14 protein-coding genes are annotated in these 15,021 nt (G+C 61.6%); all 14 read left to right on the top strand.

Annotated features, from left to right (window positions below):
- Positions 1–65: 65 nt before the first annotated feature.
- The 14 genes from pilW (at position 66) to ACHWUQ_RS17600 (ending at position 14,865) form a co-directional block, all read left to right on the top strand.
- Complete coding sequence (gene pilW, locus ACHWUQ_RS17665; RefSeq protein ID WP_312416033.1) at positions 66–827, top strand: type IV pilus biogenesis/stability protein PilW; 762 nt, start codon at positions 66–68, stop codon at positions 825–827.
- Complete coding sequence (locus tag ACHWUQ_RS17660) at positions 824–1,741, top strand: helix-turn-helix domain-containing protein (protein WP_394681912.1); 918 nt, start codon at positions 824–826, stop codon at positions 1,739–1,741. Before pilW ends, ACHWUQ_RS17660 begins: the two co-directional genes overlap by 4 nt.
- A gap of 33 nt (positions 1,742–1,774) precedes the next feature.
- Complete coding sequence (ispG, locus tag ACHWUQ_RS17655; protein ID WP_312416116.1) at positions 1,775–3,019, top strand: flavodoxin-dependent (E)-4-hydroxy-3-methylbut-2-enyl-diphosphate synthase; 1,245 nt, start codon at positions 1,775–1,777, stop codon at positions 3,017–3,019.
- Positions 3,020–3,080: 61 nt separating this feature from the next.
- Complete coding sequence (gene hisS / locus ACHWUQ_RS17650) at positions 3,081–4,385, top strand: histidine--tRNA ligase (protein WP_312461931.1); 1,305 nt, start codon at positions 3,081–3,083, stop codon at positions 4,383–4,385.
- A 50-nt stretch (positions 4,386–4,435) separates the two neighbouring features.
- Positions 4,436–5,080 (top strand): YfgM family protein, encoded by a 645-nt coding sequence (locus ACHWUQ_RS17645; protein WP_394681911.1) that lies wholly within the window; start codon positions 4,436–4,438, stop codon positions 5,078–5,080.
- A gap of 22 nt (positions 5,081–5,102) precedes the next feature.
- Positions 5,103–6,254 (top strand): outer membrane protein assembly factor BamB, encoded by a 1,152-nt coding sequence (gene bamB, locus ACHWUQ_RS17640; protein WP_394681910.1) that lies wholly within the window; start codon positions 5,103–5,105, stop codon positions 6,252–6,254.
- Positions 6,255–6,275: 21 nt separating this feature from the next.
- A complete protein-coding gene (gene der, locus ACHWUQ_RS17635; RefSeq protein WP_239812396.1) occupies positions 6,276–7,616 on the top strand; it encodes a ribosome biogenesis GTPase Der in 1,341 nt (446 codons plus the stop codon).
- Positions 7,617–7,744: 128 nt separating this feature from the next.
- A complete protein-coding gene (gene hfq, locus ACHWUQ_RS17630; protein ID WP_369460124.1) occupies positions 7,745–7,996 on the top strand; it encodes an RNA chaperone Hfq in 252 nt (83 codons plus the stop codon).
- Between the two features lie 97 nt (positions 7,997–8,093).
- Positions 8,094–9,251 carry a GTPase HflX gene (gene hflX / locus ACHWUQ_RS17625; RefSeq protein ID WP_394682015.1) on the top strand — a complete coding sequence of 386 codons (1,158 nt, stop codon included), beginning with the start codon at positions 8,094–8,096 and terminating at the stop codon, positions 9,249–9,251.
- Between the two features lie 57 nt (positions 9,252–9,308).
- Positions 9,309–10,673 (top strand): FtsH protease activity modulator HflK, encoded by a 1,365-nt coding sequence (gene hflK / locus ACHWUQ_RS17620; protein ID WP_239812395.1) that lies wholly within the window; start codon positions 9,309–9,311, stop codon positions 10,671–10,673.
- A 9-nt stretch (positions 10,674–10,682) separates the two neighbouring features.
- A complete protein-coding gene (gene hflC / locus ACHWUQ_RS17615) occupies positions 10,683–11,567 on the top strand; it encodes a protease modulator HflC (RefSeq protein WP_230776001.1) in 885 nt (294 codons plus the stop codon).
- A gap of 189 nt (positions 11,568–11,756) precedes the next feature.
- A complete protein-coding gene (locus tag ACHWUQ_RS17610) occupies positions 11,757–12,905 on the top strand; it encodes an ATP phosphoribosyltransferase regulatory subunit (protein WP_313335620.1) in 1,149 nt (382 codons plus the stop codon).
- Between the two features lie 29 nt (positions 12,906–12,934).
- Entirely contained in the window at positions 12,935–14,308 is a 1,374-nt protein-coding gene (locus ACHWUQ_RS17605; RefSeq protein WP_239812393.1) for an adenylosuccinate synthase, read from the top strand.
- Positions 14,309–14,340: 32 nt separating this feature from the next.
- A complete protein-coding gene (locus tag ACHWUQ_RS17600; RefSeq protein WP_239812392.1) occupies positions 14,341–14,865 on the top strand; it encodes a phosphoribosyltransferase in 525 nt (174 codons plus the stop codon).
- The last annotated feature ends 156 nt before the right edge of the window (positions 14,866–15,021 follow it).

Genomic DNA, 15,021 nt, shown 5'->3' with positions numbered 1-15,021 from the left:
TGCAAGAGGCTGTGACAACAGGGCAACCGAGGGTGCATCGCCTCACGGCTGCCACCTTTTTAGGCTTGGCCCTGATAGGTGGTTTGTCGGGCTGCGGTACCGCCAGTAACACGGCCCGCGAGGATGCCGCCTATGTCACGCAATCCGATGAGACCGAGATCCACCGGCGCGCACGCATCCGGCTGGAACTGGCAGCGAGCTATTTCCAGACCGGCCGCGCCACGATCGCGCTCGACGAGATCAAGCAGGTGCTGGCGCTGGATCCTTCCAATGGCGATGCCTACAACATGCGCGGGCTCATCTACATGCAGCTGGGCGAGCCGGACATTGCCGACGAGAGCTTCAGCAAGGCACAGTCGCTCAAGCCCACTGATGCGAACATCATGCACAACCATGGCTGGTTGCTCTGCCAAGAGAAAAAATACGACGCGGCAGACCGCTACTTCAACCAGGCTCTGGTGCAGCGCCAGTATTTTCAACAAGCCAAGACCTTGATGGCGCAGGGCCTGTGCCATGAGGCCGCCGGCAAGCCTGCCGAGGCCGAGGCGAGCTTGCTCAAGGCCTATGAGTACGATGCGGGCAACCCGGTAGTCAGCTTCAATTTGGCCAAGCTGATGAACCAGCGTGGCGACCCGCGCCGCGCCCAGTTCTATATCCGCCGCCTCAACAATGGCGAGCTGGCCAACTCCGAGTCCTTGTTCCTCGGTATCCAAATTGAAAAAGCCCTGGGTGATGGAGCGAGCGCGCGTTCGCTGGCAGCCCAATTGCAAAAGCGTTTCCCCGACTCCAAAGAGGCGGCACGTATTGCTGGTGGAGGCGTGCTGTGATCGAGTCTGATATCCAAGAAGCAACCAACGCAAACCATGCAGCCACGGGTGCACCCCTCAGCGCGGGCGAGATGCTGCGCCAGGCGCGCGAGGAGCTGGGCTACCACCTGCCCGCCGTGGCAGCGCACCTGAAGGTGTCCGTCCACAAGCTCGAAGCGCTGGAAGCGGGCGACTGGAGCGCCTTCCCGGATGTGGTCTTTGTGCGCGCGCTGGCCTCCGCCGTGTGCCGTGTGCTCAAGATCGACCCCGCGCCCGTGCTGGCCCAGCTGCCCAAGCCACCTGGCAAGGACCTGAGCCCAGGCGTGGAAAGCGTCAAGACCCGCGTGGCCGTGGGCCCGGCGCAGAGCAAGAAAAATGACTTCCCCAGCAGCAAGCCCTTCCCCTGGATGGGGGTGGTCGTGCTTCTGATGGTGGCGACCGTTGGCGTGCTGTTCTATCCGCAACTGGCGGAGTACTGGAAGAGCCGGTCCGCAGCTTCCGCTCCGGCGCCAGCGCGTTCCAACAACGTCGCCGGTGTGGCTGACCAGTCCGAGCCCGTTGCGCTGGGGGGCAACTCGACCGATCCGGTGCCCGAGGCGCCGGCCAATGGCGCAGCCGAAGCCGGCGCCACCGCTGCGCTGGCAGGCCCGCCCAGCCCGGCAGCAGCGGCACCGGTGGCTGCAGCGCCTGCAGAAGGCGCGCCATTGCTGCATTTCAAGGCCAGCCAGGACAGCTGGGTGCAGGTCAAGGAGGCCAGTGGCAAGGTGGTGTTTGAGAAGACCATCCGAGCCGGCGCGACCGAAGATATCGCGGCCACGCCGCCGCTCAAGCTCATCGTGGGCAATGCGGTGGGTGTGGAGATGCAGCTGCGCGGGTCGGTTTTTGATCTGAAAAAAGTGACCAAGGGCAGCACCGCCCGCTTTGAGGTGAATTAAGTGCAAGAAGAGAACATCCTGTTGCCCGTGCCCATGGTGGCGCCGGCCGCCCGCAAAAGTCGCCAGGCCCGTGTGGTCTGGGGTGACCGTGTGGTGACGGTGGGGGGCGATGCGCCCGTGCGCATACAGTCGATGACGAATACCGACACCGTGGATGTGATCGAGACGGCCATCCAGGTCAAGGAGCTGGCGCAGGCGGGCTCGGAGATGGTGCGCATCACCGTCAACACGCCAGAGGCCGCAGCTGCGGTGCCCTATGTGCGCGAGCAGCTCGACCGCATGGGTGAGAACGTGCCGCTGGTGGGCGACTTCCACTACAACGGCCACCGCCTGCTGACCGAGTTTCCTGACTGCGCCAAGGCGCTGTCCAAATACCGCATCAACCCCGGCAATGTAGGCAAGGGCGACAAGAAGGACAAGCAGTTCGGCCAGATGATCGAGGCGGCCATGCAGTACGACAAGGCCGTGCGCATTGGCGTGAACTGGGGCAGCCTGGACCAGGAGCTGCTGGCCGAGCTGATGGACGAGAACAACCGCCGCGCCGTACCCTGGGATGGGCGCCAGGTGATGTACGAGGCGCTGATCACCTCGGCCATTTCCTCAGCGCAGCGTGCCGAGGAAATGGGCCTGAACGGCGACCAGATCATTCTGTCCTGCAAGGTCAGTGGCGTGCAGGATCTGGTGGCGGTCTACCGCGGCCTGTCCGCACGCTGCGACTATGCCCTGCACCTGGGTTTGACCGAGGCGGGCATGGGTACCAAGGGCACGGTGGCCTCGGCCGCTGCGCTGTCGATCCTGCTGCAAGATGGCATTGGCGACACCATCCGCGTGTCGCTGACCCCGCAGCCGGGCGAGGCCCGCACGCAGGAGGTGGTGGTCGCTAGCGAGATTCTGCAAGCGATGGGCATGCGCAGCTTTGTGCCCAGCGTCACCGCCTGTCCGGGCTGTGGCCGCACCACCAGCACCACGTTCCAGGAGCTGGCGCGCGACATCGACCAGCACCTGCGCTCGCAGATGCCGGTATGGCGTGTGAAGTACCCCGGCGTCGAGAAGATGAAGGTGGCCGTGATGGGCTGCATCGTCAATGGCCCTGGTGAAAGCAAGCATGCCGATATCGGCATCAGCCTGCCGGGCAATGGCGAATCGCCCGCAGCGCCCGTCTTCATTGACGGCGAAAAGGCCATGACCTTGCGCGGTGACCGCATTGCGCAGGAGTTCCACGATATCGTGCAGGCCTATGTGGAGCGCCGCTACGGTGCTGCCAAGGTAGATAATTGATAGCTGCACTTGCTGGCCTGGCAAGTGTTTGCAAGCATACTGAACAGAGAGATTGAAGCCCATGGGCATGAATGAAAAGCTGGCCGCCATCAAAGGCATGAACGATATCCTGCCGCCCGATTCGGCCATGTGGGAATGGTTTGAAGGCAAGGTGCGCGACTTGATGGGGCGCTTCGCGTACCGCAACATCCGCACGCCGCTGGCGGAACACACGGCGCTGTTTGTGCGCGGTCTGGGCGAGGTCACCGACATTGTCGAGAAGGAAATGTATTCCTTCGAAGACCGGGCCGACAAGCATGGCCAGGCCGAGCACCTGACCCTGCGCCCCGAAGGCACCGCCGGTGTGGTGCGCGCCGTGGTCGAGAACAACATGCTCTATGACGGCGGCAAGCGCCTGTTCTACATCGGCGCCATGTTCCGCCGTGAGAAGCCGCAGCGAGGCCGCTACCGCCAGTTCCACCAGGTCGGCGTTGAAGCCATGGGCTTTGGCGGCGCCGAGCTCGATGCCGAAGTCATCCTGCTGGCGGCGCAGCTGTGGAAGGACCTGGGCATTGAAGGCGTGCGCCTGGAGCTCAACAGCCTGGGCCAGCCCGAGGAGCGCCGCGCCCACCGCGAGGCATTGGTGGCCTATTTTGAGCAGCACACCGATGTGATGGACGAAGAAGGCAAGCGCCGCATGTACAGCAATCCGCTGCGCGTGCTCGATACCAAGAACCCGGCGATGCAGGCGATGGTCAATGCTGCGCCCCAACTGCTGGACTTTCTGGGTGAGGATTCCAAGGCCCACTTGAAGGCCGTGCAGGACATTCTGGACGCCAATGGTGTGGCCTGGTCGGTCAACCCGCGCCTGGTGCGCGGCATGGACTACTACAACCTGACGGTGTTCGAGTTCATCACCGACAAACTCGGCTCGCAAGGCACGATCTGTGGCGGCGGCCGTTATGACTACCTGATCGAGCAGATCGGCGGCAAGCCCGCGCCCGCCGTGGGCTGGGGCATGGGCATCGAGCGCGTTCTGGAGCTGATCAAGGAGCTGAATATCCAGTGGGATCGCCCGTCTATTGATGCCTACGCTATCCTGCCGGACGCAGCATTGCTGCCGCAAGCCATGCGTGTGATCCAGACCTTGCGACAAGCAGGGGTGCGGGTGCAGATGCATGGCTCGGCCGTGGCAGGAAGCCTGGGCAGCATGAAGTCGCAGTTCAAGAAGGCCGATGCCAGCGGCGCCGCGTGCGCGCTGATCTTTGGCAGCGACGAGATGCAGCGCGGCATGGTGACCGTCAAGCAACTGCGCGATGGCGAGGGGGCCCAGGCCGAACATGCGATCGACGCCGTGGCCCACTGGGCAGCGCAACTGCGCGCATAAGTGCAGCCTCGGCTGCAAGCAATTTTTTGAACCAACTCCCTTAGAACAATATGGCTACGCATTTAGATCTGGAAGAACAGGAACAGATAGACCAGCTCAAGCACTTCTGGAGCAAGTGGGGCACCTTGATCACCACGGTGCTGGTGATTGTGCTGGGTGGCTTTGCCGCCTGGAACGGCTACCAGTACTGGCAGAACCGCCAGGCCTCGCAAGCCAGTGCGCTGTCGTCTGCGGTCGAGGCTGCAGTCAACTCCGGTGACAAGACCCGCATCGACCAGGCCTTTGGCGACCTGCGCAGCAACTATGGCAGCACCATGCAAGCGGCACATGCCGGCCTGCTGGTGGCCAAGGCTGCGGGTGACAAGGGCCAGATGGACGATGCCAAGGCCGCGCTCACCTGGGTGGCAGAAAATGCTTCGGATGAGGGCCTCAAGGCCACTGCCCGCGTGCGTTTGGCTGCGGTGCTGCTCAACAGCCAGGCCTACGATGAGGCGCTCAAGGTGCTGGGCACCAAGATGCCGACCGAGTTCGATGCCGTGGTGGCAGACCACAAGGGTGATGTTTATCTGGCCAAGGGCGACAAGGCGCAAGCCATTGAGTCGTACAAGGCGGCTTTGCAAAAGACCGAACCGGGCGTGGAATACCGCAACGTGATCTCCGTCAAGCTCAATGCGCTGGGCGAAGATCTGAAGTGATGGATGGCAGAAGGCAGTGCGCATGAAACAACAACAGGCATATGCTGCAGCGGCTGCTGCAGCCAAGGTTTTGACGGTATCGGCGGTGGCCCTGGCCATTGCGGGCTGCTCTTTGTTCTCGTCGGACAAGCGCAAGCCTGCCGAGCTTGAGCCCAATGTCGCACTGCTGTCGGTGCAGCAGGTGTGGACGCAGCGTATGGGCAAGAGCAATCCCACCCTGGTGATGAATGTCAGTGGCAATGTGGTGACCTTGGCCTCTGCCGATGGCCAGGTGGCCGCCGTCAATGCGGACACGGGTGCTGATCTGTGGCGCGTCAATGTGGGCCAGAAGCTCTCGGCCGGCGTAGGCAGCGATGGCAAATGGGCTGCGGTGGTGACCGAAGACGGCAACCTCGTCGCGCTGAGCCAGGGCAAGGAAATGTGGCGCAAGCGCCTGACAGCGCGTGTCTATACCGCGCCGCTGGTGGCGGGCGAGCGCATCTTTGTGCAAAGCGCGGACCGCTCGGTCCAGGCCTTTGATGCGACCTCCGGCCAGGCGCTGTGGAGCCAGGCCAAGACCACGGAAGCGCTGGTGCTGCGCCAAAGCGGCGTGCTGACCGCCTACCAGGACACGCTGGTCGCTGGCGTGTCGGGCCGTTTTGTCGGTATCGACCCCAACAGCGGTGCATTGCGCTGGGAAGTGCCGATCGCCAGCCCCCGAGGCACCAATGATGTCGAGCGTCTGGTGGAGCTGGTGGGCGGCGTTGCGCGCCAGGGCTCGGTGCTGTGCACCCGTGCCTACCAGATGGCGGTGGGCTGTATTGACGCATCCACGGCGCAGCTGCGCTGGACCGTGCGTGCCGACGGTATCAATGGCATCTCCGGTGATGCCGATGTGGTGGCTGGTGCCGATGGCAACGGCGTGATCACGGCCTGGGCGCACGATGGCGGCAGCGTGGTGTGGACGAGCAATCGCCTGCGCTACCGCAAGCTGAGCCAGCCGCTGGTATTGGGCCGCTCTGTGATTTTTGGTGATAGTTCGGGTACGGTGCATATGCTGTCCAAGAAAGACGGCTCGCCACTGAACCGCTTCTCGACCAACAGCTCTGGTATTTCCGTGGCGCCGGTCGTGGCGGGCAACACCATGGTGGTGCAGACGAATGATGGCGCGGTGTATGGCTTTCGGCCCGAGTAAGAAAAGAAAAAGTAGTCAGGAATGAAGCCAGTTATTGCTTTGGTGGGGCGCCCCAATGTGGGCAAATCCACCTTGTTCAACCGGATGACAAAGTCGCGCGACGCCATCGTTGCCGACTTTGCCGGTTTGACGCGTGACCGCCACTACGGCCAAGGCCGTCAGGGCAAGCACGAATACATCGTGATCGATACCGGTGGTTTCGAGCCCGATGCGACCAGTGGCATTTTCAAGGAAATGGCCAAGCAGACCCGCCAGGCCGTGGCCGAGGCGGATGTGGTGCTGTTCGTCGTCGATGTGCGTCTGGGCCTCTCGGCCCAGGACCATGAAATTGCCGGCTACCTGCGCCGCCTGGGCAAGCCCGCCATGCTGGTGGGCAACAAGGCCGAAGGCATGAAGGATGGCGGCCAGCTGGCCGAGTTCTACGAGCTGGGTCTGGGCGAGGTGTTCCCGGTCTCGGCTGCGCATGGCCAAGGCATCCGGACGATGATCGACATGGCGCTCGAGCAGTTGCCCTGGCTCAACCAGGACGAGGATGCCGAAGCCGAAGAAGACGAACAGGTCATCAAGCTGGCCGTGGCAGGGCGCCCCAATGTGGGCAAGTCCACATTGATCAACACCTGGCTGGGCGAAGAGCGTCTGGTGGCCTTCGACATGGCTGGAACCACGCGGGATGCGATCGCGGTGCCGTTCGAGAAGAATGGCCAGAAGTTCCAGCTGATCGACACCGCTGGCTTGCGCCGCAAGGGCCGCGTGTTCGAGGCGATCGAGAAGTTCTCGGTGGTCAAGACTCTGCAGGCCATTGAAGGCGCCAACGTCGTGTTGCTGCTGCTCGATGCCACCCAAGGCGTGACCGACCAGGATGCCCACATCGCCGGCTACATTCTGGAAAGCGGCCGCGCCGTGGTGCTGGCCGTCAACAAATGGGATGCGCTCGACGACTATGGCCGCCAGATGCTGGAGCGCTCGATCGAGCTGCGCCTGTCCTTCCTCAAGTTTGCCCCGCTGCATTTCATCTCGGCCAAGAAGCGCCAGGGTCTGGGCCCGTTGTGGACCTCGATGACCCAGGCGCACAAGTCGGCCCTCTGCAAGATGCCCACGCCGGTGCTCACGCGTGTGCTGCTGGAGTCGGTGCAGTACCAGACGCCCAAGAAGATCGGGCCTTACCGCCCCAAGCTGCGCTACGCACACCAGGGGGGCATGAACCCACCGGTGATCGTGATCCACGGCAACTCGCTCGAACACATCACCGATGCCTACAAGCGCTTTCTGGAAGGGCGTTTCCGCAAGGAATTTAATTTGATCGGTACCCCCTTGCGGATTGAATTCAAGACCTCACATAACCCTTACGCTGACAAAGATTGATAGCGTACAAGTGAGATGAGGTCTGATCCACAGACCCATCACATGAAACAACCATTTATCGTTCAGTTAGGTTGCCACTGTGGTAAGGTGGCGTTTTACAACAACACTGTCCGAACACGGAGAATATCGTGAGCAACAAAGGCCAACTTCTGCAAGACCCCTTCCTCAACGCTCTGCGCCGCGAGCATGTGCCTGTGTCCATCTACTTGGTCAACGGCATCAAGCTCCAAGGCCAGATCGAATCCTTTGACCAGTACGTTGTGCTGCTGCGCAACACCGTTACCCAGATGGTGTACAAGCATGCGATCTCGACCATTGTCCCCGGTCGTGCTGTGAATTTCGCGGCACCTGACTCGCAAGACAACGAAGCTGCAGCCTAACGCTTTTGATAGCAACACACTCGCGCCAATCGCGGGTGAAAGCTCTACATCATTGAGTAATCAACAAAATTCCAACGACAATAAATCCACCCCGGTCATGCTGGTCGGGGTGGATTTTGGTTTTCCGCACTTCGATTCGGAACTCGAAGAGCTGGGTCTGCTGGCGCAAACGGCCGGCTTGAACCCGGTGGCGCGCCTGGTGTGCAAGCGCAAGGTGCCCGATGCCGCACTGTTTGTGGGCAGTGGCAAAGCCGATGAGATCCGCATGGTGGCGCAGACCTATGGCGCGACCGAGATTCTGTTCGACCAGGCGCTCAGCCCGGCCCAGCAGCGCAATCTGGAGCGCCATTTGCAGATGCCGGTCAATGACCGTACCTTGCTGATCCTGGAGATCTTTGCCCAGCGCGCGCGCAGCCATGAGGGCAAGCTCCAGGTCGAGCTGGCCAAGCTGCAGTACGTCAGCACCCGCCTGGTGCGCCGCTGGTCGCACTTGGAGCGGCAGCGCGGTGGCATTGGCACGCGCGGCGGCCCGGGTGAGACGCAGATCGAGCTGGACCGCCGCATGATCAACGATGCGATCAAGCGGACCAAGGACCGGCTCGTCAAGGTCAAGAAGCAGCGCAGTACCCAGCGCCGCCAGCGGCAGCGCAATGACACCTTCAATGTGTCGCTGGTCGGCTATACCAATGCGGGTAAATCGACCTTCTTCAATGCCGTGGTCAAGGCACGCGCCTATGCCGCTGACCAGTTGTTTGCGACCTTGGATACGACGACGCGGCAGATGTACCTGGAGTCGGCACAGCGCTCCATCTCCATCTCCGACACGGTCGGTTTCATTCGGGACCTGCCCCACGGGCTGGTCAATGCTTTCGAGGCAACGCTGCAAGAGGCGGTAGATGCAGATCTGCTGCTGCATGTGGTCGATGCCTCCAACCCTGCCCACCCGGAACAAATACAACAAGTCCAAAAGGTTCTTCGGGAAATTGGGGCAGAAAACGTGCCGCAGGTTCTGGTATTCAATAAACTGGATGCCATTGAGCCAGACCGGCGGCCACCAGCGCTTGCAGACAGCTATGAGCTCGATGGGGTGCAGGTTCCACGATTCTTTGTCAGTGCCGCCAAGGGGCAGGGGCTGGAGGCCGTGCGTGAGCACCTGGCCCAGGCTTTGCTGGCGCGGCAGGCATCGCTTGATGCAGCCGGCAACTGGGAGATAGCCCCAGATGCCGATGACGAATTGCTGGGAAATGCTCCTTAGGGTGCCACAATGGTTGCTTGCATGCGCTTGTAACGCTGATTCATAGAGACATCGCTAATGAAACTTCATTCACGTTTTCCGCGCCTGGCCTTGCTGCCGCAAGGCCTGCGCGGAATGTTCAACCTGAACGATCCTCGCTGGGGGCGGGGTGATGATGGCAAGGACGACAGCAGCAATGCAGGTCAAGAGCCTTCCCGTCCGCCCTACAACCCACCCGAGCAAAACAACCGGCCCAACGCCCAGCGACCCAGCACCAATGGTGCGCCGGATCTGGACGAGCTGTGGCAGGACCTGAACAAGAAGCTCGGTGGTCTGTTCGGCGGTGGCAAAGGCGGTGGCTCGGGACGAGGCAATGCCAGCCAGCCGCCAGAGTTCAAGGGCGCCGGTGTCGGCCTGGGCCTGATCGTGGGTGTCGCTGCGCTGATCTGGCTGGGCACCGGCTTTTTCATCGTGCAGGAAGGCCAGCAGGCGGTCATCACGCAGTTCGGCAAGTACCACAAGACCGTCAATGCCGGTATCAACTGGCGCCTGCCGTACCCGGTTCAGCGCCATGAGCTGGTCTATGTCTCGCAGATCCGCTCTGCCGATGTGGGCCGCGACAGCATCATCAAGACCACCGGCCTGCGCGAATCGGCGATGCTGACCGAAGACGAGAACATCGTCGAGATCAAGTTTGCCGTGCAATACCGCCTGAGCGATGCCCGAGCCTGGCTGTTCGAGAGCAAGGCGCCTGCAGACACCGTCATCCAGGTGGCTGAAACCGCTGTGCGTGAGGTGGTCGGCAAGATGAAGATGGACGCCGCACTGGCGGAAGAGCGCGACCAGATTGCGCCCCGTGTGCGCGAGCTGATGCAGGTGATTCTGGACCGCTACAAGATCGGTGTCGAAGTGGTCGGCGTCAATCTGCAACAAGGCGGCGTGCGTCCGCCCGAGCAGGTGCAGGCGGCATTCGATGATGTGCTCAAGGCCGGTCAGGAGCGTGAGCGCACCAAGAACCAGGCCGAAGCCTATGCCAACGATGTGGTGCCCCGTGCCACCGGTACGGCTTCGCGTCTGATGGAAGAGGCTGCGGCGTACAAGGCGCGGATCGTGGCACAGGCGCAGGGTGATGCCCAGCGTTTCTCGTCGATCTATGCCGAGTACCAGAAGGCGCCGGTGGTCACGCGTGATCGTCTGTACCTGGAGACCATGCAACAGGTCTACAGCAATGTGACCAAGGTGGTGGTCGATTCCAAGCAAGGCTCCAACCTGCTGTACCTGCCGCTGGACAAGATCATGCAACAGACCCAGGGCGGGGCTGCTGCAGGCGATGCTGCTGCCAGCTCGAACGCGTCCACGACCAGCGCACCTGCGCCCGCACCATCGGTGCCCGATGCCCGTGCCCGTGATACCAGCCGTACCCGTGACCGCGAGTCGCGCTAGGAGTGATTTGTGAATCGAATGGGATTTTTAGCTTCAACCGTCCTGGTGGTGCTGGCGTTGCTCAGCTCCACCGTGTTTGTGGTCGATCAGCGGCAGTTCGGCATCAAGTATGCACTTGGCCAGATCAAGGAAGTCATCACGGAGCCGGGCTTGAACTTCAAGCTGCCGCCGCCGCTGCAGAACGTGACCTACCTGGACAAGCGCCTGCTGACATTGGACAGCACCGACACCGAATCGATGCTGACTGCTGAAAAGCAGCGTGTGGTGATTGACTGGTATGTGCGTTGGCGCATCACCGACCCATCGGCCTATATCCGCAATGTGGGTACGACCGAAGGCCAGGGCGCGATCCAGCTCAACCGTGTGGTGCGCAATGCCTTCCAGGAGGAAGTCAACCGCCGTACCGTGCAGGACATGATCTCCGGCAAGCGCGAGCAGACGATGGCTGACGTCAAGCGTGAAGTGCTCGAAGCCGTCAAGGGCAGCAAGCCCTGGGGTATCGACATTGTCGACGTGCGTATCACGCGTGTCGACTATGTGGAGGCCATCACCGAATCGGTCTACAGCCGTATGGAAGCCGAGCGCAAGCGCGTGGCCAATGAGCTGCGCTCGACCGGTGGCGCCGTGGGTGAAAAGATCCGCGCCGATGCCGATCGCCAGCGCGAAGTGACCGTGGCCAATGCCTACCGGGATGCCCAGGCCCTGAAGGGCGAGGGCGATGCCGAAGCGGCCAAGGTCTATGCCGACGCGTTTGGCAAAGACCCGCAGTTCGCGCAGTTCTACCGCAGCCTGGAGGCCTACAAGTCCAGCTTCAACAAGAAGTCGGACGTGATCGTGGTCGATCCATCGTCTTCGGACTTCTTCAAGGGCTATCGCTCGTCGGGCTCCAAGTAAGCGCGGCATAGCGCCTTCATCAAGCCACTTTGCATTCGCAAAGTGGCTTTTTTCATTGGGGTTTCTTATAGCACCCCGAGGAACTCAGCCGGGTAATGGCCGCAAAGGCGCAGTGCCGAGAGCAGGAAATGCGGATCGCCTGCTGTCATCCCTGTAGAATCACGTTTTTAACAGCCCTCCCAATTCCCCATGTCTGCTTGGATCCTTCCGGATCACATTGCCGATGTGCTGCCTTCTGAAGCGCGACACATCGAAGAGCTTCGGCGTGGCCTGCTCGACACGGCTTGTGCTTACGGCTACGAACTGGTGATGCCTCCGCTGCTGGAGCATCTGGACTCTCTGTTATCCGGATCCGGCGAAGCGCTGGATCTGCTGACGTTCAAGCTCGTGGACCAGCTATCGGGCCGCACCCTGGGCATTCGCCCTGACACCACCCAACAAGTCGCGCGCATCGACGCCCATTTGCTCAACCGCAAGGGTGTCACGCGTCTGTGCTACTGCGGACCGGTGCTGCATGCCAAGCCCGACCGTCCCCATGCCACCCGCGAGCCTTTGCAGTTCGGTGCCGAAATCTACGGCCATGCAGGGGTGGAGGCGGATGTGGAGGTGATTGCGCTGGCGACCCAGTCGCTGCGCGTCGCCCAGCTGCATGACTTCTCCGTGGATCTGGCCGATGTGCGCATCGTTCAGCGTCTGCTCGCCGGCCTGTTGGTGGATCTGCCGACCCTGCGCCGCGTGCATGCGGCGCTCGCGGTCAAGGATGCGTCCGAGCTTGCCTCGCTGACCCGCGATTTCCCGCAGGCACAGCGTGACGGTTTGCGCGCCTTGCTCCAGCTGTACGGCGATGTGGAGGTGCTGGCCGAGGCTGAAAAGGCGCTGGCGGCCATCCCGGGTGTAGCACCCATTCTGGCCGACCTGCGCCAGTTGGCCAGCCGCATCGACAGCCCGGCCGTCACGTTTGACCTGGCTGATCTGCGTGGCTACTCGTACTACAGCGGCATGCGCTTTGCGATCTATGCGCAAGGGGTGACCGACGCGCTGGTGCGTGGTGGCCGCTATGACGAAGTGGGCGCTGCTTTTGGCCGCAGCCGTCCCGCTGTCGGTTTCAGTCTCGATATCAAGCAGCTGGTGCCGGTGGTCGAGCCGCGCCCGCTGAAGGCCGCAATCCGTGCGCCCTGGGTGGACCGCCACGACATGCGTGAGGTCATCGCCCGCTTGCGCCAGACCGGCGAAACCGTGGTCTGCGCGTTGCCGGGGCATGACGATGAAGTCGACGAATTCAATTGCGACCGCGAACTGGCCGAAGTAGATGGCCAGTGGATCGTGCGCAGCATTTAACCGTATTTTGTTCTTGGATGGGAAAAGACATGGCTATCTCCAAAGGTCGCAACGTTGTTGTGGTTGGCACTCAATGGGGTGACGAAGGCAAGGGTAAGTTGGTCGATTGGCTGACGGAGAGCGCACAAGGTGTGGTGCGCTTCCAGGGCGGCCACAACGCGGGCCACACCCTCGTCATCAATGGCGTGAAGACGGCACTGCATCTGATCCCCAGCGGCATCATGCGCCCCGGCGTCAAGTGCTTCATTGGCAACGGTGTGGTGTTGTCGGTGGGCAAGCTGTTTGAAGAAATCGAAGGCCTGGAGAAGGCCGGCGTTCAGGTCCGTGATCGTCTGCGTGTGTCCGAAGCCTGCCCGCTGATCCTGCCTTTCCACCAAGCGCTGGATGTGGCCCGTGAGGCAGCCCGTGAACAAGGCGGTGTGCAAAAGATTGGCACTACCGGCAAGGGCATTGGCCCCGCCTACGAAGACAAGATTGCCCGCCGTGCACTGCGTGTGCAGGACCTCAAGCACCCAGAGCGTTTTGCCACCAAGCTGCGCGAACTGCTGAATCTGCACAACCATATTCTGGTGAGCGTGCTGGGTTCGCAGAAGTTTGACTTCGGTCCGCAACTGGCTCCGTACATGAAGAATGGCGAGATCCAGTTCGATGCCGTCTACAACGAAGCGATGCAACACGCCGAGCTGATCAAGCCGATGATTGCCGATGTGTCGTCCGAGCTGAACCAACTGCACGCCGAAGGCAGCAACCTGCTGTTCGAGGGCGCGCAAGGCTCCCTGCTGGATGTGGACCATGGCACCTACCCCTATGTGACCTCGTCCAACTGCGTGGCTGGCAATGCCGCCGCCGGTGCGGGCGTCGGCCCGGGCCTGCTGCACTATGTGCTGGGCATCACCAAGGCGTACTGCACCCGTGTCGGCGGTGGCCCATTCCCGACTGAGCTGGAATGGCAAAAGGAAGGTACGCCAGGCTGGGTGATGAGCACCGTGGGCGCGGAGAAGGGCGTCACCACCGGTCGCTATCGCCGCTGCGGCTGGTTTGATGCAGCGTTGCTCAAGCGCTCCGCCCAAATCAACGGCCTGTCCGGTCTGTGCATCACCAAGCTGGATGTGCTTGATGGCATCGAAGAGCTGCAACTGTGCGTGGGCTATGAGCTCGACGGCGAACGCATCGACCTGCTGCCACTGGGTGCAGACGACATCGAGCGTTGCAAACCCATCTATGAAGCCATCCCTGGCTGGACCGACACGACCGTGGGTGTCACCGAATACGACAAGCTGCCTGTCAATGCGCGCCGTTATCTGGACCGCATTGCCGAAGTCACCGGCGTGCCGATCGCCGTTGTCTCGACCAGCCCAGATCGCGACCACACGATCCTGATGCACAACCCCTACCAGGCCTGAGCCCTGGTTGCTACTTTTGATTGAGGAAACCCATGCTTACTGAAGACGGCAAGCACCTGTATGTCAGCTACGACGAATACCATGGCCTGATTGAAAAACTGGCCATCAAGATTCACCAATCCGGCTGGGAATTCGACACCATCCTGTGCCTTGCGCGTGGAGGCATGCGTCCTGGCGACATCCTGAGCCGTATTTTTGACAAGCCCCTGGCCATCATGTCGACCAGCTCCTACCGCGCCGAAGCCGGCACGCAGCAGGGGCATCTCGATATCGCGCGCTTCATCACGACGCCCAAGGGCGAGATTGCCGGGCGCGTGCTGCTGGTGGATGACCTGGCGGACTCGGGCCACACGCTCAAGGCCGTGATCAACATGCTCAAGAACAACTACGCGCCCATCACCGAGCTGCGCAGTGCGGTGATCTGGACCAAGGGTGTCTCCACCTTCACCCCGGATTACTCGGTGGATTTCCTGGCAACCAACCCCTGGATCCACCAGCCATTCGAAGGCTACGACACGTTGCGCCCGGAGAAGCTGCTGGAGAAGTGGAAGGTCTGAGCCGCCTCTGCAGTTGAAAAAAATTGCAATTTCGTGAAGTGCTGTCGGAAAACGCCTATACAATAGCGTCTATCGACAGCACGATGCCTTGCAAAGCTGCCAGACTCGAAAGAGGGCGGTTCGCAAGGTTTGTTTTTTTGAGGTGCTGACAAGGGG

Origin of the sequence: uncultured Comamonas sp. (genome assembly GCF_964277875.1) — a bacterium.
Classification (GTDB): Bacteria; Pseudomonadota; Gammaproteobacteria; order Burkholderiales; family Burkholderiaceae_C; genus Comamonas; species Comamonas sediminis.
Note: the sequence above shows the minus strand (reverse complement) of the source record. Positions and strands in the feature narration are given on the sequence as shown.